The sequence below is a fragment of the Okibacterium sp. AC114 genome (assembly GCF_979253355.1).
Genome location: NZ_CEEDBR010000001.1, coordinates 2,803,367 through 2,821,164 on the forward strand (window position 1 = coordinate 2,803,367; position 17,798 = coordinate 2,821,164).

Annotated in this window: 20 protein-coding genes and 1 pseudogene; 7 read left to right on the forward strand and 14 right to left on the reverse strand. The window is 68.5% G+C overall.

The features are described from left to right. Nucleotides 1–53 precede the first annotated feature (53 nt). The 6 genes and pseudogenes from ACZ6IE_RS12980 to ACZ6IE_RS13005 all read right to left on the reverse strand — a co-directional run bounded on the left by ACZ6IE_RS12980 (nt 54) and on the right by ACZ6IE_RS13005 (nt 5,882). On the reverse strand, nt 54–1,010 hold the full coding sequence (locus tag ACZ6IE_RS12980) for an SDR family NAD(P)-dependent oxidoreductase (protein WP_464608296.1): 957 nt from the start codon (nt 1,008–1,010) through the stop codon (nt 54–56). Next, on the reverse strand, nt 1,007–1,333 hold the full coding sequence (locus tag ACZ6IE_RS12985) for a chorismate mutase (protein WP_077054825.1): 327 nt from the start codon (nt 1,331–1,333) through the stop codon (nt 1,007–1,009). Before ACZ6IE_RS12985 ends, ACZ6IE_RS12980 begins: the two co-directional genes overlap by 4 nt. Before the next feature lie 166 nt (nt 1,334–1,499). Continuing rightward, on the reverse strand, nt 1,500–2,891 hold the full coding sequence (locus ACZ6IE_RS12990) for an FtsX-like permease family protein (protein WP_464608297.1): 1,392 nt from the start codon (nt 2,889–2,891) through the stop codon (nt 1,500–1,502). A 386-nt stretch (nt 2,892–3,277) separates the two neighbouring features. Continuing rightward, a pseudogene (locus ACZ6IE_RS12995) lies at nt 3,278–3,964 on the reverse strand (ABC transporter ATP-binding protein); the annotation flags it as partial. 103 nt (nt 3,965–4,067) lie between these two features. Continuing rightward, a complete protein-coding gene (locus ACZ6IE_RS13000) occupies nt 4,068–4,721 on the reverse strand; it encodes a GNAT family N-acetyltransferase (RefSeq protein ID WP_464608298.1) in 654 nt (217 codons plus the stop codon). Nucleotides 4,722–4,730: 9 nt separating this feature from the next. Beyond that, complete coding sequence (locus ACZ6IE_RS13005) at nt 4,731–5,882, reverse strand: lactonase family protein (RefSeq protein WP_464608299.1); 1,152 nt, start codon at nt 5,880–5,882, stop codon at nt 4,731–4,733. Between the two features lie 57 nt (nt 5,883–5,939). On the opposite strand from ACZ6IE_RS13005, the gene ACZ6IE_RS13010 reads away from it, so the two are divergent. Then, the gene (locus ACZ6IE_RS13010) at nt 5,940–6,065 is read left to right on the forward strand and encodes a hypothetical protein (protein ID WP_464608300.1); all 126 of its coding nucleotides are present in this window, start codon (nt 5,940–5,942) and stop codon (nt 6,063–6,065) included. A gap of 77 nt (nt 6,066–6,142) precedes the next feature. On the opposite strand, the gene ACZ6IE_RS13015 is transcribed toward ACZ6IE_RS13010, so the two are convergent. The 6 genes from ACZ6IE_RS13015 to ACZ6IE_RS13040 all read right to left on the reverse strand — a co-directional run bounded on the left by ACZ6IE_RS13015 (nt 6,143) and on the right by ACZ6IE_RS13040 (nt 11,489). Further along, a complete protein-coding gene (locus ACZ6IE_RS13015; RefSeq protein WP_079728685.1) occupies nt 6,143–7,429 on the reverse strand; it encodes an adenylosuccinate synthase in 1,287 nt (428 codons plus the stop codon). A gap of 100 nt (nt 7,430–7,529) precedes the next feature. Then, complete coding sequence (locus ACZ6IE_RS13020) at nt 7,530–8,021, reverse strand: DUF3151 domain-containing protein (RefSeq protein ID WP_077054820.1); 492 nt, start codon at nt 8,019–8,021, stop codon at nt 7,530–7,532. A gap of 200 nt (nt 8,022–8,221) precedes the next feature. Then, complete coding sequence (locus ACZ6IE_RS13025) at nt 8,222–9,166, reverse strand: ABC transporter substrate-binding protein (RefSeq protein ID WP_464608301.1); 945 nt, start codon at nt 9,164–9,166, stop codon at nt 8,222–8,224. Nucleotides 9,167–9,235: 69 nt separating this feature from the next. After that, nucleotides 9,236–9,979 carry an ABC transporter permease gene (locus tag ACZ6IE_RS13030; protein ID WP_464608302.1) on the reverse strand — a complete coding sequence of 248 codons (744 nt, stop codon included), beginning with the start codon at nt 9,977–9,979 and terminating at the stop codon, nt 9,236–9,238. After that, nucleotides 9,976–10,665 (reverse strand): ABC transporter permease, encoded by a 690-nt coding sequence (locus tag ACZ6IE_RS13035; RefSeq protein WP_464608303.1) that lies wholly within the window; start codon nt 10,663–10,665, stop codon nt 9,976–9,978. Before ACZ6IE_RS13035 ends, ACZ6IE_RS13030 begins: the two co-directional genes overlap by 4 nt. Next, the gene (locus tag ACZ6IE_RS13040; protein WP_077054816.1) at nt 10,662–11,489 is read right to left on the reverse strand and encodes an ABC transporter ATP-binding protein; all 828 of its coding nucleotides are present in this window, start codon (nt 11,487–11,489) and stop codon (nt 10,662–10,664) included. Before ACZ6IE_RS13040 ends, ACZ6IE_RS13035 begins: the two co-directional genes overlap by 4 nt. A 325-nt stretch (nt 11,490–11,814) precedes the next feature. On the opposite strand from ACZ6IE_RS13040, the gene ACZ6IE_RS13045 reads away from it, so the two are divergent. The 3 genes from ACZ6IE_RS13045 to ACZ6IE_RS13055 are packed head-to-tail and all read left to right on the forward strand — an operon-like array spanning nt 11,815 to nt 15,022. Continuing rightward, entirely contained in the window at nt 11,815–12,459 is a 645-nt protein-coding gene (locus tag ACZ6IE_RS13045; protein WP_464608304.1) for a TetR/AcrR family transcriptional regulator, read from the forward strand. Between the two features lie 17 nt (nt 12,460–12,476). Next, entirely contained in the window at nt 12,477–13,130 is a 654-nt protein-coding gene (locus ACZ6IE_RS13050) for a hypothetical protein (RefSeq protein WP_464608305.1), read from the forward strand. Beyond that, nucleotides 13,127–15,022, forward strand: coding sequence for a YhgE/Pip family protein (locus ACZ6IE_RS13055; RefSeq protein WP_464608306.1), 1,896 nt, complete (start codon nt 13,127–13,129; stop codon nt 15,020–15,022). The genes ACZ6IE_RS13050 and ACZ6IE_RS13055 overlap by 4 nt, the downstream gene beginning before the upstream one ends. 47 nt (nt 15,023–15,069) lie before the next feature. Here ACZ6IE_RS13055 and ACZ6IE_RS13060 read toward each other — a convergent pair whose 3' ends face one another. Beyond that, entirely contained in the window at nt 15,070–15,525 is a 456-nt protein-coding gene (locus ACZ6IE_RS13060) for an SRPBCC family protein (RefSeq protein WP_464608307.1), read from the reverse strand. Between the two features lies 1 nt (nt 15,526). Beyond that, complete coding sequence (locus ACZ6IE_RS13065) at nt 15,527–16,168, reverse strand: TrmH family RNA methyltransferase (protein WP_464608308.1); 642 nt, start codon at nt 16,166–16,168, stop codon at nt 15,527–15,529. A 91-nt stretch (nt 16,169–16,259) separates the two neighbouring features. Between ACZ6IE_RS13065 and ACZ6IE_RS13070 the strand changes: the two genes are divergently transcribed. The 3 genes from ACZ6IE_RS13070 (at nt 16,260) to ACZ6IE_RS13080 (ending at nt 17,780) form a co-directional block, all read left to right on the forward strand. Next, nucleotides 16,260–17,027 carry an HAD-IIB family hydrolase gene (locus ACZ6IE_RS13070; protein ID WP_464608309.1) on the forward strand — a complete coding sequence of 256 codons (768 nt, stop codon included), beginning with the start codon at nt 16,260–16,262 and terminating at the stop codon, nt 17,025–17,027. 142 nt (nt 17,028–17,169) lie between these two features. Beyond that, entirely contained in the window at nt 17,170–17,376 is a 207-nt protein-coding gene (locus tag ACZ6IE_RS13075; protein ID WP_464608310.1) for a type II toxin-antitoxin system HicA family toxin, read from the forward strand. An 11-nt stretch (nt 17,377–17,387) separates the two neighbouring features. Further along, complete coding sequence (locus ACZ6IE_RS13080) at nt 17,388–17,780, forward strand: antitoxin HicB (RefSeq protein ID WP_464608311.1); 393 nt, start codon at nt 17,388–17,390, stop codon at nt 17,778–17,780. Nucleotides 17,781–17,798: the final 18 nt, after the last annotated feature.

Sequence of the window (17,798 nt, forward strand, 5' to 3'; positions counted from 1 at the left end):
GTTAGACCTCACAGACGCTGGTGCCCGCTAGACGCCGACGGCGCCTCAGCCCGCTAGACGTCGAGGTAGTCGGCGCCCGTGAGGGCTCGCGCCTCGGTCCAGACGGCGCGACCCACGTAGGGGCCCGTCGTCGAGTCGGCCGGCTTAGCGTGGATCGGGGCGCCCTTCACGCGGAAACGCGGGCCGTAGAAGACCGGGGCGGGCGCGACATCCGTGTCTCGGCTCGAATAGTCGAAGGCCTCGGGGTCGGCCGCCGCGCGCACGATGGGCCAGGCGCCGCGGTCTTTGCCCTGGGCCCAGAGACCCTGCAGGTTGTCGGCGAAACGCTGGCCGAACGAGGGCTCGGAAACGCCGGGGACGATGGGGCTGCGGCCCGTGATCGCGTAGCCCGGGTGGGCGACGAGCGCCCGCACGCCGCTGCCCGCGAGCCCCAGCCGACGGTCGAGCTCGTAACCGAAGACGCTCATCAGGATCTTGGACTGCCCGTAGGCCTGCCAGCCCGAGTACTTCTTCGTGAGCTGCAGGTCGTCGAGGTGCAGGCCCGTGATCTCGGTCGCCAGGCTGCCGAGCGTGACGATGCGCGAGCCGGGCGTGCGCTCGAGCGCGGGCAGTACGTGCTCGACGAGCGCGAAGTGGCCCAGGAAGTTGGTCGCGAGCACCAGTTCGAAACCGTCCTCGGTTTCGCTGCGTTCGCGCGGAAAGTGGACGAGGCCCGCGTTCTCGATCAGTCCGTCGAGCCGGGGCAGCGCGCCCAGTTCGGCACCCGCCGTGCGCACGGATTCGAGCGAGGAGACGTCGAGGATGACGATGCTGACGTCGGCCGCGGGCAGGCGGCGGCGGATGGCTGTGGCCGCCGCCTCCGCTCGCTCGCGATTGCGGCAGCACAGAATGACGGATGCCCCGGCCTCGGCCAGCTGGAACGCCGTGAAGAACCCGAGCCCGCCGTTGCCGCCCGTGATGGCGAAGACTTTGCCGGTCTGCGACGGGATGCGCCGCGGGTCCCAGCTCATGCGCGCGGCTCAGACCCTGAGGAATCCTCGACCTGCGACGCGATCTGCTCATGGTGATGGATGACCTCGGCGACCACGAAGTTGAACCATTTCTCGGCGAACGCGGGATCGAGCTGCGCGTCTTCGGCGAGCGCCTTCAAGCGGCCGATCTGGCGGCTCTCGCGGTCGGGGTCGGCGGCCGGCAGACCGTGCTCGGCCTTCAACCGGCCGACGGTCTGCGTGCACTTGAACCGCTCGGCAAGCAGGTGGATCAGGGCCGCATCGATGTTGTCGATGCTCTGCCTCAGGCTGTTCAGTTGCGCGCGCGCCTCGGTGTCGACCATTGCCCAAATCTACCCTCGACACCGGGCGTCCGCACACAGGATGTCGCGGGTGTCGGCCCCTCCCCAGAGACCGTTCACCCGCGACACCTGTTCTTCGGCCGGGCGGGCGCATGCGCCGACACCCCTGACGCGACATCCGCTCACCACCCGGCCGGGCTTATCCGCGCTAGACCCGCTCGGGTTCGCGCAGCACGCGTGTGAGCACGGGCCGGGTCGACCGCAACGCCAACCACACGAGCGCGATGCCGAGCACGAACGACGCCGCGATGAGGGCGAGCGAGGCCGGCGCGATGATGAGCGCCAGGCCGACGAGCGGGAAGACGAGGATGCCTCCGAGAATCGCCGATCCCAGCGAAACGAGCAGCACGGGCAACATCACCTGACGGCGACGGGCCGTCTCGACCGTGGGCCGCGGCATGCCGAGCCGATCGAGGCTCACGTAGAGGTCGCGGCGGTCGAGCACCGCGGCGGCCTGGCTCACGCCGATCGAACAGGCGACCATCACGAACGAGATCACGAGGGTCATGACGATTCCCGTGCGCATATCGGTGAGGATCGGGTCGCCACCGGCGTCCCCCGCGAAGGACACGCCCGTGCCCGCCACGACGGCGACGAAGCTCGTCATCGCCAGCCCCGAACACAGCCGCCAGGCGGCCTTCGGCGATTCGAGGATGCCTCGAGCCGCGATGAGCTTCTCGGCCGTGCGCGCCGTGCGCAGCTGGATGCGGGCCATCACCCGGATCGCGAACGGGCCGATCAGGTTGAGTGCCGCGACGGCGACGCCGAAGCAGCCGGCGAGCACGAAGATCATCGTGATGATGCCGCCCGCCTCCTCGGTGATGGCGCCGAGCAGGTTGAGACCGGCGAAGGCCGCGACGACGATGACGATTCCGGCGACGGGCGCGATCCATCCCGTCTTGGGCGCGTTCTGGCGCGTGCGCACACCGAGCGGCGAGATGGCGACGGCGCGCAGGCCCACCGCGGCGCTGACGGCGGCGAGCGCCGCGATGGCGACGACGACCAGGGCGAGCGGGCCGAAGCCGACCCACAGTTCGCCCGCACCGATCGCCCGGCCGGCGAAGTGCACGAGTCCCACGAGGGGCATGAGCGCGACATAGAGCACGACGCCGACGAGCGCGCCCGCGACGGCCACGAGGGATGATTCGAGCACCGTCATGCGCACGACCACACCGGGCGTGGCCCCGAGCAGTCGCAGCGTGGCGAGCCGGTCGTCGCGCCGCCGGGCCGACAGGCGTGCCGCCGAACCGCCGAGCGACAACAGCGGCACGATCAGCAGCGCCAGGGCGAGCATGCTGAGCGCCTGGTAGGTGATCGCGTCGGCGATCGTCCACCGCCAGAACATGAGCACGCCGCCCAAGACGATGAGGATGAGGGCGGTCGTCACGGCGAAGGCGACACCCGGCAAGATGAGGGTCGCGGCACTCTGCGCGCTGGGGCGGCCGAGCAGCCAGGTCAGTTTCACAATGGAGGGGCGGCCCGGTGCGCGCGACGACGTTGCGGCGGCGCGCGGAGGCGTGAACGGGGCGGCGACACTCATCGGTGCTGCCCACCGTTGTGGTGCGGGCGGCCCTGGGGCTGCTGCGGGTAACCGTAGGGGGCGGCCTGCTGCGGGTATCCGGAGGTACCCGGCTGCAGGGGGTAGCCGCGCGGAACGTTCGCCGGAACCTGGATCTGCGAGGCGGGCATCTCGTCCGCCGGAAGTGTTGCCGCCGAGGCCACGCCCCAGCCGTCTCCATAGAACATGGGTCGAACCTCTTTCTGTGCGCCCGACGGCGCCTGCTGCCCCTGCGGGTTGTAGGGGTTCTGGCTGAACTGCTGGGTCTGGTGGGTCTGCTGCGTGTGCTGCTGGCTCTGCGGTGCACCGCGGTGGCCGGCCTGGACGCCGGCGTTGGCGTGGCCGCCCGGGTTGCCCGGTGCCGGGGTCGAGGCGCTGTCGCTCACGATGCGTCCGTCGCGCACACGGATGACGCGCGAACACCGCGCGGCAACTCCCTCGTCGTGCGTCACCATCACGAGCGTGTGGCCCTGGCTGACGGTCGATCCGAGGAGGGCGTTCAAGACATCCACCGAGGTGTTGGAGTCGAGCGCGCCGGTAGGCTCATCGGCGAAGACCACGGTGGCACCGGTGACCTGCGCGCGGGCGATGGCCACGCGCTGCGCCTGACCGCCCGACAACTCGCCGGGGCGACGTGCCTCCATGCCGGCCAGGCCGAGCGCCTGCAACCAGTGCTGGGCGCGGGCCTCTGCCTCGCGCCGCGGGTAGCCCGACAGCATGAGCGGAACGGCGACGTTCTCGACGGCCGTGAGTTCGGGGATGAGGAGTCCCTGCTGGAACACGAAGCCGAAGGATTCGCGGCGCAGCCGGGAGCGCTCGGTTTCGGAGAGGGCCGACACCTCGACGGGCGAGGCCGGGCCCTGAAAGACGACCTGCCCACCATCCGGCGTGATGATGCCGGCGAGGGTGTGCAGCAGGGTGGTCTTACCCGAACCGGATGCACCCATGATGGCGACGGATTCGCCGGCGCCGATGGCCAGGCTCACCCCGTCGAGGGCCTGCGTGGTGCCATAGGACTTCACGAGGTTGTGTGCGCTGAGCAGTGGTTGTGTCATGTATCCAGCCTCGCGGCGGCGAGGTTTCGGCACATCGGGCACGGGGGCGAACCGGGGTCATCCGTTCGGACCACGCAGCTGGCTGCGCGGCGGCACTACGGGGTCAGGCGCGTTCGGCGGTCTCCCCCGCTGTGACGACGGGTGCCGGATAGGTGTCGAGCCGGGCCTGCAACGACGCGCGCACCTCTGGCCACTCCTCGACGATGATCGAGAACAGCGCCGTGGTCCGCCAGGTGCCGTCGGCGCGGCGTTTGTCCCGGCGCACGAGGCCCTCGAACGTGGCGCCCAGTTTGGCGATGGCGGCGCGCGAACGGGCGTTCCGTTCATCCGCCTGGATCTTCACGCGGCCGAACCCGTTGTCGAACGCGAGCGCCAGCATGAGCAGCTTCGTGTCGACGTTGACGGCCGTTCCCCACACGCGCGGGTCGTAGGCGGTCCAGCCCAGGTGCGCGTGTTCGCTCGGCAGGTCGAAATCCCCCAGCGTGGATGTCCCCACCACACGCCCGTCGTCGGCACCACCGTGCAGCCGCACCACGTAGGGCTGGTTGCCGCCCGCCGTGCTGAAATAGCTGGCCGCGAAACGCCGGAACCCGTCGATGTCGTCGGGCAGACCTTCGGGCCCGCCGCCATACCCTCCGGCGAACACCTCCGGGTGCCCGATGGCCTCGTACAACTCGCCGAAATCCGCCTCGGTCAGCGGTTCGATCCGAACGAAACGGCCGACATGCACGGCCGGCTCGGGCACTCTCGCGGTCATGCCTCCACCCTAACCGGCGGTGGGGACCGGGAGGAGGTAGGTGGGCGAGGGGGCCTCGGTGGCGCCGAGGAACTGCGAGGGGATGCCGCGCGCGTCGAGGCGGAACGACGTGACCTCGTCGGACAGCTGGTTGGCGATGTGCACGAGGTCACCGGCGACGCGGAAGTGGCGGGGATGCTTGCCGCGCGTCTCGACGTCGGCGAGGGGTGAGAGATCGGCGCCGTCGCCGCCGATGCGTAGGGTGCTCAGCCGGTTGGTGCCGCGGATCGCGACGTAGAGGCGGTCGGCGTCGGGCCCGGCGATCTGCAACTCCGAGGCGTTGTCGCCGTCCTCGAGCGAGTCGGCCGTGGCGAGCTTCGAACGCACGACGCGTAGGCGTCCCCGATCGCGCGGCGCGAGCACGAAGATCTCGTTCGAGTACTCGGTGACGACGAAGAGGTGGCCGCTCACGTGCCAGGCGAGGTGGCGCGGGCCGACGCCGAACGGCAACATGATGGTGTCGTCGAGCGTGAGGCCGGCTCCGTTTGCCGTGCGCCGCCAGACGCGCACGGCGTCGTGCCCGAGGTCGGTCGACACGATGCGACCGTCGGGCAGCGTGAGGGAGGCGTGGGCGCGCGACTGTCGTACGGGCATGGCTTCGAGCACCTGCTGCGCGAGCGAGAAGTCCGTGAGGGCGCTCTCGCCGAAACCACTGGCCTCGAGCGCCGAGCCCGCAAACGGGTCGGCGTAGGGGTCGATGGATGCCGCGGCCTCGACGGGACGGCCGGAGGGGCGGCCGGTCGGGGCGAGGGGGATGGTGACGAGGCGGCCGTCGCCGTAACAGCTGGCCACCAGCATCCCGCCATCGGGGGTGACGTGCAGGTGACACACCGCCTCGCCCACCTCGATGGGGTCGCCGACCGGCACGAGGCCGTCGACGCCGCGGCGTTCGAGCACCTGGACGGCGCCGATGCCCTCGAGTGCCGCATAGACGACATCGGTCGAGGGATGCCTGGCCAGGAACGACGGCGAATCGAGCGACACCGTGGGCGCGTGCCTCAGGGTGCCGTCGGGTTGCTGCCGCAGAACGCTCACGCCCCGCGCATTGCCCTGCGAATCGGGCGTATAGGCACCCAACCAATAGGAAGGAACACTCGCGTCTTCGCCGTTCACATCGCTCATGGCCCCAGTCTGCCAGTCGGGGTGGGCCGCGGGCCGGCGCGACGCCATACTGTGCACATGGCCGAGACAGAGGTGCAGCGCGTATTCGACCGCTTCGTCTTCTTCAGCGACGCCGTCGTGGCCGTCGCGGCGACCCTGCTCATCGCGAACAGGATCATGGCGCGGCGCGCACTGCGCGGTTAACGGCCGAAGGACCCGGCCGGGTGGCCGAGTCCTTCGAGCTCGTTGTGGAGTTGCGCGCAGTCCGCGCAGCCCGCGTTCTAGTCGATGAGGTCGTGACGCACGACGATCGCGTCGCGGCCGGGCCCGACGCCGATCGCAGAGATGCGCGAACCCGACATGCCCTCGATCGCCAGCACGTAGTCCTGAGCGTTCTTCGGCAGGTCGTCGAACGTGCGGGCGCCCGTGATGTCTTCTTTCCAGCCGGGGAAGATCTCGTAGATGGGCTTGGCGTGGTGGAAGTCGGACTGCGAGACGGGGACCTCGTCGTGGCGCACGCCGTCGACCTCGTAGGCCACGCACACGGGGATCTCGTCGAGGCCCGTGAGCACGTCGAGCTTGGTGAGCACGAAGTCGGTGACGCCGTTGATGCGCGCCGTGTAGCGGGCGATGGGCGCGTCGTACCACCCGGTGCGGCGCGGGCGGCCCGTCGTGGTGCCGAACTCGAAACCGGCCGAGCGCAGGAACTCGCCCGACTCGTCGAAGAGTTCGGTGGGGAACGGACCGGCGCCGACGCGCGTGGTGTAGGCCTTGACGACGGCGATGACGCGGTCGATGCGGTTGGGCGCGACGCCCGAACCGGTCACGGCGCCACCCGACGTGGCGTTGGACGATGTGACGAACGGGTAGGTGCCGTGGTCGATGTCGAGCATGGTGGCCTGGCCACCCTCGAACAGCACGGTCTTGTCGTCGTCGAGCGCGCGGTTGAGCTCGAGCACGGTGTCTTTCACCATGGGGCGCAGGCGCTCGGCGTAGGACAGCAGGTCGTCGACGATCTCGTCGACGTGGATGGCGCGCCGGTTGTAGATCTTGACCAGCATGTGGTTCTTCATGTCGAGGGCACCCTCGACCTTTTGCCGCAGGATGTTCTCGTCGAACAGGTCCTGGATGCGGATGCCCACGCGGTTGATCTTGTCGGCGTAGGCCGGCCCGATGCCGCGGCCCGTCGTGCCGATCTGGCGCTTGCCGAGGAAGCGTTCGGTGACCTTGTCGAGCGTGCGGTGGTACTGCGTGATGACGTGGGCGTTGGCCGAGACCTGCAGCTTCGAGACATCCACACCGCGCGCGCTCAGCGCCTCGAGCTCGTGGAAGAGCACCTCGAGGTCGACGACGACACCGTTGGCGATGACGGGCGTGACACCCTCGGTCAGGATGCCGGAGGGCAGCAGGTGCAGCGCGTATTTTTCGTTGCCGACGACGACCGTGTGGCCGGCGTTGTTGCCGCCGTTGAACTTGACCACGTAGTCGACGCGCGACCCCAGAAGATCGGTGGCCTTACCTTTTCCTTCGTCGCCCCACTGGGCGCCGATGAGAACGATTGCTGGCATAACGAATGATGCCCTTCCGGTCGGGATGCTTCGAATATGAGCCGGCTGATGCTGCCGAACTCGGATTCCCGGCCGGGCCGGGAATCGCGTGGTGCTCTGATCAGTCTAGGCCGCGGATGAAGAAGGCCTCGGTGGCGGGCGGAGGCGTGCGCGGCTCGCCCTCGGTCTCGATCTGGGCGGCGGCGGTCTCGTCGGCCCCGCGCAGGAATTCGGTCAGGCGCTCGACCTCTTCGGTCTCGCCGATGGCCTCGGCGGCGGCGCGCAGGGCGTAGAGCGAGCGCAGCACGCCGCGGTTGGGCTCGTGCGACCACGGGATCGGGCCCTGCCCCCGCCAGCCGGCCTTGCGCAGCGAATCGAGCCCGCGGTGGTAGCCGACGCGCGCATAGGCGTAGCTTTCGAGCGGGTTCATCGGGTCGAATTTCTCGACCGCCAAGACGGCCCAGGCGAGCGACGACGACGGATGCTGCGCCACGACGTTGGTGAGGGCGACGATCGGGTTCTCGGACTCGGCGGCCGCGGCGAGTGCACCGACGACCTCGGGCTCGGCGGGAAGGAGAACCTCGGGCTGGGGCATCAAGTTGTTTCCGGTCACACTCGATCCTACCAACGGGGGTGCTGAGGCGGCCGGGAATCTGAGCGCTCTCGGAGGCTGTCGCGGCGCCCGCCGTGGAACTCGTCGAGGGGCCCGGCGCCGGACCGCCCACAGCCCCGGAACGCGAAGAACCCGGCGCCGTGACGGCGCCGGGTTCCCGGTCGAGACATCCGCTCAGTTGCAGAGCGGCGTGGTGCAGGCTAGATCAGACCCTTTTCGGTCAGCCAGTCCTTGGCCACCTTCTCGGGCGAGAGCTTCTGGTCGCCCTGGTTGAGGGTGTTGAGGTCGATCAGGTCGTCGGTCGTGAGCTCGGCCGAGACCTTGTTCAGCACATCCTTCACCTTGTCGCTGGCCTTGTCGGACGAGATCAGCGGCAGGATGTTCTGCGGCAGGATCAGGTTCTCGGGGTCTTCGAGCGTGACGAAGCCGTTCTCCTTGATGGAGGGCGTGGTGCTGTAGATGTCGGCGAGCTGCACGGTGCCGTCGATGAGGGCCTTGGCCGTCAGCGGTCCGCCGCCGTCCGAGACGGGCGTGAAGGTGAGCTTGTCGGCCGGAACGCCGTAGACCTCGGTCAGACCCTTGGGGCCGTACGGGCGGTCGGCGAACTCGGGGTTGGCGCCGATGGCGAGCGTGCCGTCGTAGTCCTTGAGGTCGGCGAGGCTCGTGATGCCGTTCTTCTCGCTGAACTCCTTGGTCACGTTGTAGCTGTCGGCATCCTGGGCCTCGGCCTGGTCGAGCACCTCGATGCCCTCGGGCAGGGCGTCACCGATGGCGGCGTAGACCTCTTCGGACGTCTTGGCGGTGGTCTCGGCGTCGTAGAACTGCAGCAGGTTTCCGCTGTAGTCGGGGATGAGGTCGATCGAGCCGTCTTCGAGGGCCTTGAGGTAGACGTCGCGCTGGCCGATCTGGCCGGCGAACGTGACCGTCACGCCTTCGGCCTCGAGGGCCTGCGTGTAGATCTGGGCGATGATCTCGGACTCGGCGAACGAGCCGGCACCGATGGTGATCGAGTCGGCCGAACCGGACGAACCGGAACCCGAGGTGGAGTTGTCGAGCGGGTCGCCGCTCGAGCAGGCTGCGAGGGAGAGGACCGCGCCGGCGGCGAGAGCCGCGACGGCCAGGCGGCCACGTCGTGATGAGAACATGCTGCTTTCCTTACTGTCGGATGACAAGGGTGGTGCAATCGGAGTGCAATAGAACGCTGTGGAGTGGGGCTAGCTGGAGGGCGTCAACGCCGCCTGGGCGCTGGCGCCCTTGGCGGTTCGTTGCGGAACACGGGACCGGATTGCCCGGACCCCTGCCGGGACGACGAGTCGCTGCACGAGCACGAGCAGGCCGTCGAGGACGAGAGCGAGAAGGGTGACGAGGAGCGCGCCGACGAGCACCTGCGTGTAGTCCCTGACGGGCAGGCCGTCGAAGATGAACCGGCCGAGGCCACCGAGAGAGAGGTAGGCGGCAACCGTGGCGGTCGAGACGACCTGCAGCACACCCGAGCGCAGGCCTCCCACGATGAGCGGCAGGGCGAGCGGGATCTCGACCTTGGCAAGGATCTGCCATTCGGTCATGCCCATGGCGCGCGCGGCATCCACGGTTTTCGGATCGACGGCCTCGATGCCCGAGTAGGTGCCCGCGAGGATCGGCGGGATGGCCAGCACGACGAGCACGATGATCGACGGGATGATGGCCTGCGCGATGCCGAACCCGAAGGCCACCGCGAGGTAGACGAGCAGACCGAGCGTGGGCAGCGCGCGCAGGGCACCCGTAACGATGACGGAGGTGCCGCGGAACCGCCCGGTGTGGCCGATGTAAAGGCCGAGGCCGATGGCGATGACGCCCGCGATGAGAATGGTGAGGCCCGTGTAGGCGAGGTGCTCGGCGAGGCGGGTGGGGATGCCGCTCGGACCCGTCCAGTGCTCGGGGTCGAGAATCCAGGCGATGGCGTCGCTGATGGCGTTCACGCGGTCACCGCCTTGCGTCGGCGCGGAGCGCGGTCACCCGTGCGGGCCACGGCCTCGATCTTGGCCCACGGCAACACGACGCGGCCGAGCAGGATGAGCAGCAGGTCGAACACCACGGCGATGACGACCGTCAACACCACGCCCGTGAAGATCTCGGTGGCGAAGCTGCGCTGATAGCCGTCGGTGAAGAGGTAGCCGAGGCCCGACAGGCCGACGAGGGCACCGAGCGTGACGAGGCTGACGGTGCTGGCCGAGACGACCCGCAGGCCGGCGAGCAGCACGGGACCGGCGAGCGGCAGCTCCACCTTCCAGAAGCGGCTCCACGGGCCGTAACCCATGGCGGTCGCGGATTGGCGCACATCGGGCGAGACGGAGTCGAAGGCATCCGTCGCCGTGCGCACCATGAGCGCGATCGCATAGATCGTGAGCGTGGCGATGAGGTTGAGCGGGTCGAGGATCTTGGTGCCCAGGATGGCCGGCATGGCCACGACGAGCGCGAGCGACGGGATCGTGTAGAGCAGACCCGAGACCGTGAGCAGCACGCCGCGGGAGACGCGGTAGCGGTGCGCGATGTAGCCGATCGGAACGGCCAGTATGAACCCGAGCAGGATCGGCGGGATGCTCAGCAGGATGTGGTCCCGCGTGAGCATGACGATCTGCTCGATATTGGCGAAGATCCAGGTCATGAGGGGCCACCGCCGTCGCTGAGGATTCCGGTGAGCCGGCCCGTGCCGTCGACGACGACCTGCTTGCCGTCCACGTTCTTGATGTGCAGGGCGCGCGACCCGCGGTCGGAACCCACGAAGCTGGCCACGAACTCGCTCGCGGGGTTGGCCAGGATCTGCTCGGCCGTTCCCGCTTGCGCGATGTGCGCGCCCTTTTCGAGGATCACGATCTGGTCGCCGAGCAGCAGGGCCTCGTCGATGTCGTGCGTGACGAAGACGATGGTCTTGGCGAGATCGCGCTGGATGCGCAGCAGCTCTTGCTGCAGCTCGGCCCGCACGAGCGGGTCGACGGCCCCGAAGGGCTCGTCCATGAGCATGATGTTGGGGTCGATGGCGAGGCCGCGGGCCACGCCCACGCGCTGCTGCTGACCGCCCGAGAGCTGGCTGGGGTAGCGCGTGGCGAGCGAGCGGTCGAGTCCGACCGTGTCCATGAGAGCGAGGGCGGCGTCGTGTGCCTGTTTCTTCTTCACGCCCTCGAGCAGCGGCACGGTGGCCACATTGTCGATGACCGTGCGGTGCGGCAGCAGCCCCGAGTTCTGCATGACGTAGCCGATGCGGCGGCGCAGCTTGACCGGGTTGAGCGTGGAGATGTCTTCGTCGTCGATGACGATGCGGCCGCCGGAGGGGTCGACCATGCGGTTGATCATGCGCAGGATCGTCGTCTTGCCGCAGCCGGACGAGCCGACGAAGACCGTGGTCTTGCGCGAGGGGATGTCGAGCGAGAAGTCGTCGACCGCGAGCGTGCCATCGGGAAAACGTTTGGTGACGCCATCGAAGCGGATCATGACTGCCGTGCCTTTCTGGCTGAACGCGAGGGCATTCATGCGCCGTGAACACGCGGTGCGGAAGCGGTGCGTGTTCCGTGTCTACTTGGTACGTACGACACCGGCCAGAAGGGGCGACACAATCCGGGGCGTGCAGAGTGAGCGATAAGAGAATCTCTCGCTCCACCTAGCCGGTAGATGTTTAGCGTAGGCACAAGTCGGGCCAATATCCACCGCCGAGAATCCCCTGGCGAAACAAGTCGTCATGATGTACGCAGCTGGCTAACTGTTTTTTGTCGAATCTCACGGCTCGCTTATCTTGCACACCGCTGTGCAAGATCGTACGATGGATGTCGTGACCACACCCACCCCCGACCGACCAGCGCGCCGCGACGCCACCCGCAACCGTGCGGCCCTCATCGACGCCGCCATGGCCGAGTTGCGACACGACCCCGATGCGAGCCTCGACGCCATCGCCGCAGGCGCCGGCCTGTCCCGTCGCGCCGTCTACGGGCACTTCGCCACGCGCGAAGACCTGGTGCTCACGGTCGTCGAAGCCGGCGCGGCGCGCATCGCCCAGAGCATCGGCACCGTCGACACCGACGACAGCCGCGTCGCGATCGCCACCATCGGCGCGCGGCTCTGGGCCTCCGTGTCGCATGTGCGTGTCATGGCCGACCTGGCCGTGCGCGGGCCCTACCGGTCCACCGTGGCCGCCGCACTGGCCCCCATCCGACGCACTCTGCGCGATGTGATCGAGGACGGCGTGTCGCGGGGGCAACTGCGGCGCGACATCCCACCCGCCGTCGTCGCGCGACTCGTCGAAGACGCCGCCCTCACGGTTTTGGCCGAGGCCACCCGCTCGGGCATCGACGACGACCACGCCGCGCGACTGGTCATGCTCGCGGGCCTGAGCGGCGCCGGACTCGGATGGCAGGAAGCCGGGCTTGTGGTCGAAGAAACCCTGCGCAACGGATTGGTGAACGCATGAGAGTCGAACTCCTAGACGTGACAAAAGGTCGGGATGCATCTTCGCTTCCTGCGACCTCACTGTCGTTCCAGACGGGCAGCGCCACGTTCTCGCGCGCCGAGACGGCGCAGCGTCCCACGGTGTTGGGGCTCATCGCATCCGGTCGCATGAAGCCCGAAACCGGCAGCGTGACGATCGACGGCACGCCCGACACCAAGCGCATGCGGGCCGAGATCGCGCTTATCGACGCACCGGATGTCTGCGAGCCCAACAGCAACGCCACCGTCGCGGGGGTCACGGCCGAAGAGCTCATGTTCGCCGGCCGCCCCGACCACCCCATAGCCGTCAGCCGCTGGCTCGCCGAACACGGCTGGCAGGAGCTGTCGCGCATCACGATGGCCACCCTCGAACCCACCACCCGCGTGCGCCTGCTCACCGAGCTGGCCATCCTGCGCCAGGGCGTCGGCGCGCTCGTCATCGTCTCGCCCGACCGCCACGGCGGCAATCCGCTCGACTGGTGGCGTGTGGCCCGGCAGCTGGCGGCGCGCGGCTATGCCGTACTCGTCATCGCGGGCGACGCGGCGGCCACCGCCATCGACGCGAACACCACCCAGAAAGTGTCGAGCACCGTGCCCGCCGACACCGTGCCCCTCTTCGGCACCACCGACGAAACTTCGGAGAACCCGGCGTGAAGATCTTTGCCATGGTGCGAGCCGAGCTCGCCCGCCTCTGGTCCACCAAGATGGCCCGCCTCGCCCTCGTGGCGCTCATGTGCGTTCCCATCATCTATGGCGGCCTCTACCTGTGGGCCAACCAAGACCCCTACTCCAAGCTCGACCAGGTGCCCGTGGCGCTCGTCGTCAGCGACACCGGTGCCGACGACAACGGCGCCACCACCAACTTCGGCGACGACGTGGCCGACCAGCTGATCGAAGACGGCAGCTTTCAGTGGCACCGTGTCAGCGCCAAGAACGCGGCCGTGGGCGTGAAGAACGGCGCCTACGACTTCTCGGTCACTCTGCCGAGCAACTTCTCGCAATCGCTCACGTCCTCCGACAGCGACAACCCGCGCCAGGCCGAGGTGCTGCTCACCACGAACGACGCCAACAGCTACCTCGCGTCGACCATCGGCGAGCAGGCCGTCAAGACGATCCAGACCTCCATCGTGAAGACCGTCAACGAGAAGGCCGCCAACACGTTCCTAGATGGTTTGGCCGAGGTGCGCGTGAACCTCGTCGACGCGGTCGACGGCACGCAGAAGCTGCTCGACGGCGCCAACACGGCGGTCGACGGATCGGCGCAGCTCGCCGACGGCACGGCGCAGCTCGCCACGGGAAGCGCCACGCTGCGCGACGGCCTGGCCGAGTTGCAGTCGAAGTCCGCGTCGCTGCCCGCCCAGAGCGCGCAGCTGGCGTCCGGAGCCGCCCAGGTGGCCGCCGGAAACCAGAAGATCGCGGGCTACGGCACCCAGGTCGCCGGGGTCACCCAGCAGATCGCGGACGAAGTGCCCGCCGCGCGCGCCCGCATCCAACAAGACCTCGTCGACCTCGGGCTCGACCAGGCGCAGATCGACCGGGTGCTCGCGGGCCTCGACCCCCTCGGGCAGCGCATCACGTCGGGCAACCAACAGGTGCAGGCAGCGGCCGGGCAGCTCAACACGCTGGCGTCGGGCGCGCAGCAGGTGGCCACGGGTGCGCAAGCGTTGGCGGATGCTTCGCCGGCGCTCGTGCAGGGCATCGGGCAGGCCGCATCCGGCTCGAGCCAGCTGGCCGATGGAGCGAGCCAGGCCAACGACGGCGCCCAATCGCTCGCCAGCGGTCTCGTGACGCTGCGCGACGGGTTGCAGACACTCGAAGACGGGCTGTCGAGCGGTGTCTCGCAGATCCCCGACAACACGGATGCGCAACGCGACGCCCAGGCGAAGAACATCGCCGACCCGGTGACACTCAAGAACACGGCCGTCACCTCGGCGGGAACCTATGGCGCCGGGCTCGCGCCCTTCTTCGTGTCGCTCGCCGCGTGGATCGGCATCTATGCCCTGTTCCTCATCGTGAAACCCGTGTCGCGGCGCGCCATCACGGCGCTGCACTCGCCCATCAAGGTGACGCTGGCCGGCTGGATCACACCCGGCGCCCTCGGAGCCATCCAGATGGTCGCCCTGTTCGGCGTGTTGGCCGGGGCGCTGCACTTCGAGATTCAGAACCCGATCGGCACCTACGGCATGATGGTGCTCGCGTCGCTGACATTCACCGCGATCATCCTGGCGCTGAACATCTGGCTGGGCAGTGTGGGGCAGTTCCTCGGGCTCGTGCTCATGGTGCTGCAGCTGGTGACCGCCGGCGGCACGTTCCCGTGGCAGACCCTGCCCGAGCCGCTCGCGTGGTTGCACCACTTCCTGCCCATGGGCTTCGCGGTCGACGGCATCCGGCAGCTCATGTACGGCGGCGATGCGGCGGCGGCCGGGCACGACGCCATCCTGCTCGCTCTCGTACTTGTCGGGGCGCTCGTGGTGGCCGCCATCGGGGTCACCCGCATGACCCACTTCCGCACACTGCGCGACCTGCAGCCGAGCCTCATCGGCTAGCGCCGCTGCGCAGCAGCCCGTGCCCGGACTACTCAGGCGGGCGCGCGCTACGCGGAGAGGGACTGGAGGTAATCGTTGCGCTGGCGAATGAGGCGCTCGAGGTAGCGGGCCAGGACGAGCTTCTCGACGAGACGGCCGAGGGGGCCGAAGGGGGCCGCGAACGAGACGTGGTCGGTCATGCGCGTGCCCCCGCCGTCCGACCGAGGTTCGAAACGGTGCTCGTGGCGGAAGTAGAGGAACGGTCCACGCTTCTGTTCATCGACGAACGATCGCGGGCGGTCGAATGCCGTGATCCGGCTGGTCATGCGGATGGGCACGCCGAAATGCCAGGCGCGCCACGTGACCTCCTCGCCCAGACCGATGAGGCCCGACGTGACGCCCGCGACGGCCCGCTCCCGGGATCGTTGCATCGACGACGTGTGCGCGCCGATGTCGAGCGACAGGTCGAAAAGGCGCTCGGGCGCGAGCACCGAATCGGTCGTGCACACGAACGAGACCGACATGTCAGGCGCCGAAGGTGACGTGTTGCAGGATCCAGGCGTGCATGGTGACCGCGGCGGCGGCCGAGGCGTTGATCGAGCGGGTGGAGCCGAACTGGCTGATCTCGACGACGGCATCGGCGGCCGCTATGGCCTCATCGGAGAGGCCAGGGCCCTCCTGTCCGAAGAGGAGGAGGCAGCGCTCGGGAAAGGCGAACGTCTCGATGATGACCGAGCCGGGCACGTTGTCGATGGCGATGATGGGCATCGACTGCTCGCGGGCCCAGGCGACGAGGCCCGCGACATCCGCGTGGTATTCGACGTGCTGATAACGGTCGGTGACCATGGCGCCACGCTTGTTCCAGCGGCGACGACCCACGATGTGCACGGTGTCGGCCGCGAACGCGTTGGCGCTGCGCACGATCGAGCCGATGTTCATATCGTGCTGCCAGTTCTCGATGGCGACGTGAAACGGATGCCGGTGCCGGTCGAGGTCGGCCACGATCGCGTCCATCGTCCAGTAGCGGTAGCGGTCGATCACGTTGCGGGTGTCGCCGCGCTCGAGCAGCTCAGGGTCGTACCACTCCTCGACGGGCCACTCGCCCACCCACGGGCCCACGCCGTTGGTCGACAACTCGTTCGTCGGATTCGGCGTTTCGTCAGGCATCCGCCAAATCTACCGCTCGGGGATGCACACGCCGTTTTGGTAGCATCGGCTGGCGGTGAGCTACCGCCCCTCCCGACAGAAAGCGGCCCTCGTGACCTCTCTCCCCCGCCTCGTGGCCTTCGACCTCGACGACACCCTCGCGCCGTCGAAAACAGCCATCGACCCGCGGATGTCTGAGCTGCTCCTGAGCCTGCTCGACCAGGTCGAGGTGTGCATCATCTCGGGCGGCAACTTCACGCAGTTCCAGAACCAGGTCGTCGACCGCCTCGAGGGCGCCAACCCGGAGCGGCTCGCGAAGCTGCACCTGATGCCCACGTGCGGCACGCAGTACTACCGTTACGTCGACGGCACCTGGGCGCAGATCTATGCCCACAACCTGAGCGACGACGAGAAGTCGCGCGCGCTGGCGGCCGTCGAAGCATCCGCCCGCCGTTTGGGTCTGTGGGAGACCGAGGTCTGGGGCCCGATTCTCGAGGACCGCGGGTCGCAGATCACGTTCTCGGCGCTCGGCCAGCAGGCACCCGTGGCCGCCAAGCAGGCGTGGGACCCGACGGGTTCGAAGAAGGAGTCGCTGCGTGAAGCCGTGCAGGCCGAGCTGCCCGACCTCGAGGTGCGTTCGGGCGGTTCGACGTCGGTCGACATCACGCGCCGCGGCATCGACAAGGCCTACGGCATGAACAAACTGGTCGAGCTGGCGCACACGCCGCTCGACGACATGCTCTTCGTGGGCGATCGCCTCGACGAGGGCGGCAACGACTACCCCGTGAAGGCGCTGGGCGTCGAGTGCATCGCGGTCGAGGGCTGGGAAGACACGGCCGCGCACCTCGACGCGCTCATCCCCCGCCTCGCGGCGCGGTAGGCGCCCGCTCCGCTGATCGGTTGGTTCGTTCGCGGGGAAGTCGCTCGCGCGCGAGCCGTTCTCCCCAGGGCGCTTTCTTGCTTTCTCTCCACAGATTTCTATAGGCTCTAGATACGCCCTCAAGAGGCCCTAGATTTGCCGCATGGTCAGGGCAGTCAAGTATCGCGAGGTCGAGAAGTTTCTTCGGCGGAGTCAGTGGCATAAGAAACGGACGACGGGCAGCCACGAGACATGGGTGTCTGCCGACGAGACCCTGCGGGTGACCGTGCCGCACCACAAGACCGTGGCGCCGGGCATCGTGCGGCAGATCATGAACGTCGTACCGAACGCGCCGGAGAAGTGGCGATGAAGGAGAAAACGATGAGCAAGGCCGACACAGAACACATCTACCGCGGGACGGCTACCCGCCAGGGCAAGTGGTGGTTCATCGAGATCCCCGAGCTCAACACGGGTGGGCAGGCCCGCACGCTGCGCGAGATCGACGAGGCGGCGCGCGAGGTCGTAGCGGGCTGGCTTGATCGCCGCATCGAAGACGTTCACGTGAGCATCGACGTGGTCGTCCCCGCATCCGCGCAAGATGCCTGGCGTGCGGCCGAGGAAGCGGAAGCAGCAGCCCGGCGGCAAGCATCCGAGGCGGCAGTGTTGCGACGGCAGGCGGTGGCCCAACTGCGCGATGCGGGCATCACCCTCAGCGACGCCGGAACGCTCTTGGGTGTTTCTACGCAGCGGGTCCATCAACTGACACGGCCATAAGTCACGCGAAGCTGCCGA

Excerpts from the sequence above, each read along its gene's own strand:
- ACZ6IE_RS12980 (WP_464608296.1), bottom strand. The coding sequence starts at position 1,010 with ATGAGCTGGGACCCGCGGCGCATCCCGTCGCAGACCGGCAAAGTCTTC.
- ACZ6IE_RS12985 (WP_077054825.1), bottom strand. The coding sequence starts at position 1,333 with ATGGTCGACACCGAGGCGCGCGCGCAACTGAACAGCCTGAGGCAGAGC.
- ACZ6IE_RS12990 (WP_464608297.1), bottom strand. The coding sequence starts at position 2,891 with ATGAGTGTCGCCGCCCCGTTCACGCCTCCGCGCGCCGCCGCAACGTCG.
- ACZ6IE_RS13000 (WP_464608298.1), bottom strand. The coding sequence starts at position 4,721 with ATGACCGCGAGAGTGCCCGAGCCGGCCGTGCATGTCGGCCGTTTCGTT.
- ACZ6IE_RS13005 (WP_464608299.1), bottom strand. The coding sequence starts at position 5,882 with ATGAGCGATGTGAACGGCGAAGACGCGAGTGTTCCTTCCTATTGGTTG.
- ACZ6IE_RS13010 (WP_464608300.1), top strand. The coding sequence starts at position 5,940 with ATGGCCGAGACAGAGGTGCAGCGCGTATTCGACCGCTTCGTCTTCTTC.
- ACZ6IE_RS13015 (WP_079728685.1), bottom strand. The coding sequence starts at position 7,429 with ATGCCAGCAATCGTTCTCATCGGCGCCCAGTGGGGCGACGAAGGAAAA.
- ACZ6IE_RS13025 (WP_464608301.1), bottom strand. The coding sequence starts at position 9,166 with ATGTTCTCATCACGACGTGGCCGCCTGGCCGTCGCGGCTCTCGCCGCC.
- ACZ6IE_RS13035 (WP_464608303.1), bottom strand. The coding sequence starts at position 10,665 with ATGACCTGGATCTTCGCCAATATCGAGCAGATCGTCATGCTCACGCGG.
- ACZ6IE_RS13040 (WP_077054816.1), bottom strand. The coding sequence starts at position 11,489 with ATGATCCGCTTCGATGGCGTCACCAAACGTTTTCCCGATGGCACGCTC.
- ACZ6IE_RS13045 (WP_464608304.1), top strand. The coding sequence starts at position 11,815 with ATGGATGTCGTGACCACACCCACCCCCGACCGACCAGCGCGCCGCGAC.
- ACZ6IE_RS13060 (WP_464608307.1), bottom strand. The coding sequence starts at position 15,525 with ATGTCGGTCTCGTTCGTGTGCACGACCGATTCGGTGCTCGCGCCCGAG.
- ACZ6IE_RS13065 (WP_464608308.1), bottom strand. The coding sequence starts at position 16,168 with ATGCCTGACGAAACGCCGAATCCGACGAACGAGTTGTCGACCAACGGC.
- ACZ6IE_RS13075 (WP_464608310.1), top strand. The coding sequence starts at position 17,170 with ATGGTCAGGGCAGTCAAGTATCGCGAGGTCGAGAAGTTTCTTCGGCGG.
- ACZ6IE_RS13080 (WP_464608311.1), top strand. The coding sequence starts at position 17,388 with ATGAGCAAGGCCGACACAGAACACATCTACCGCGGGACGGCTACCCGC.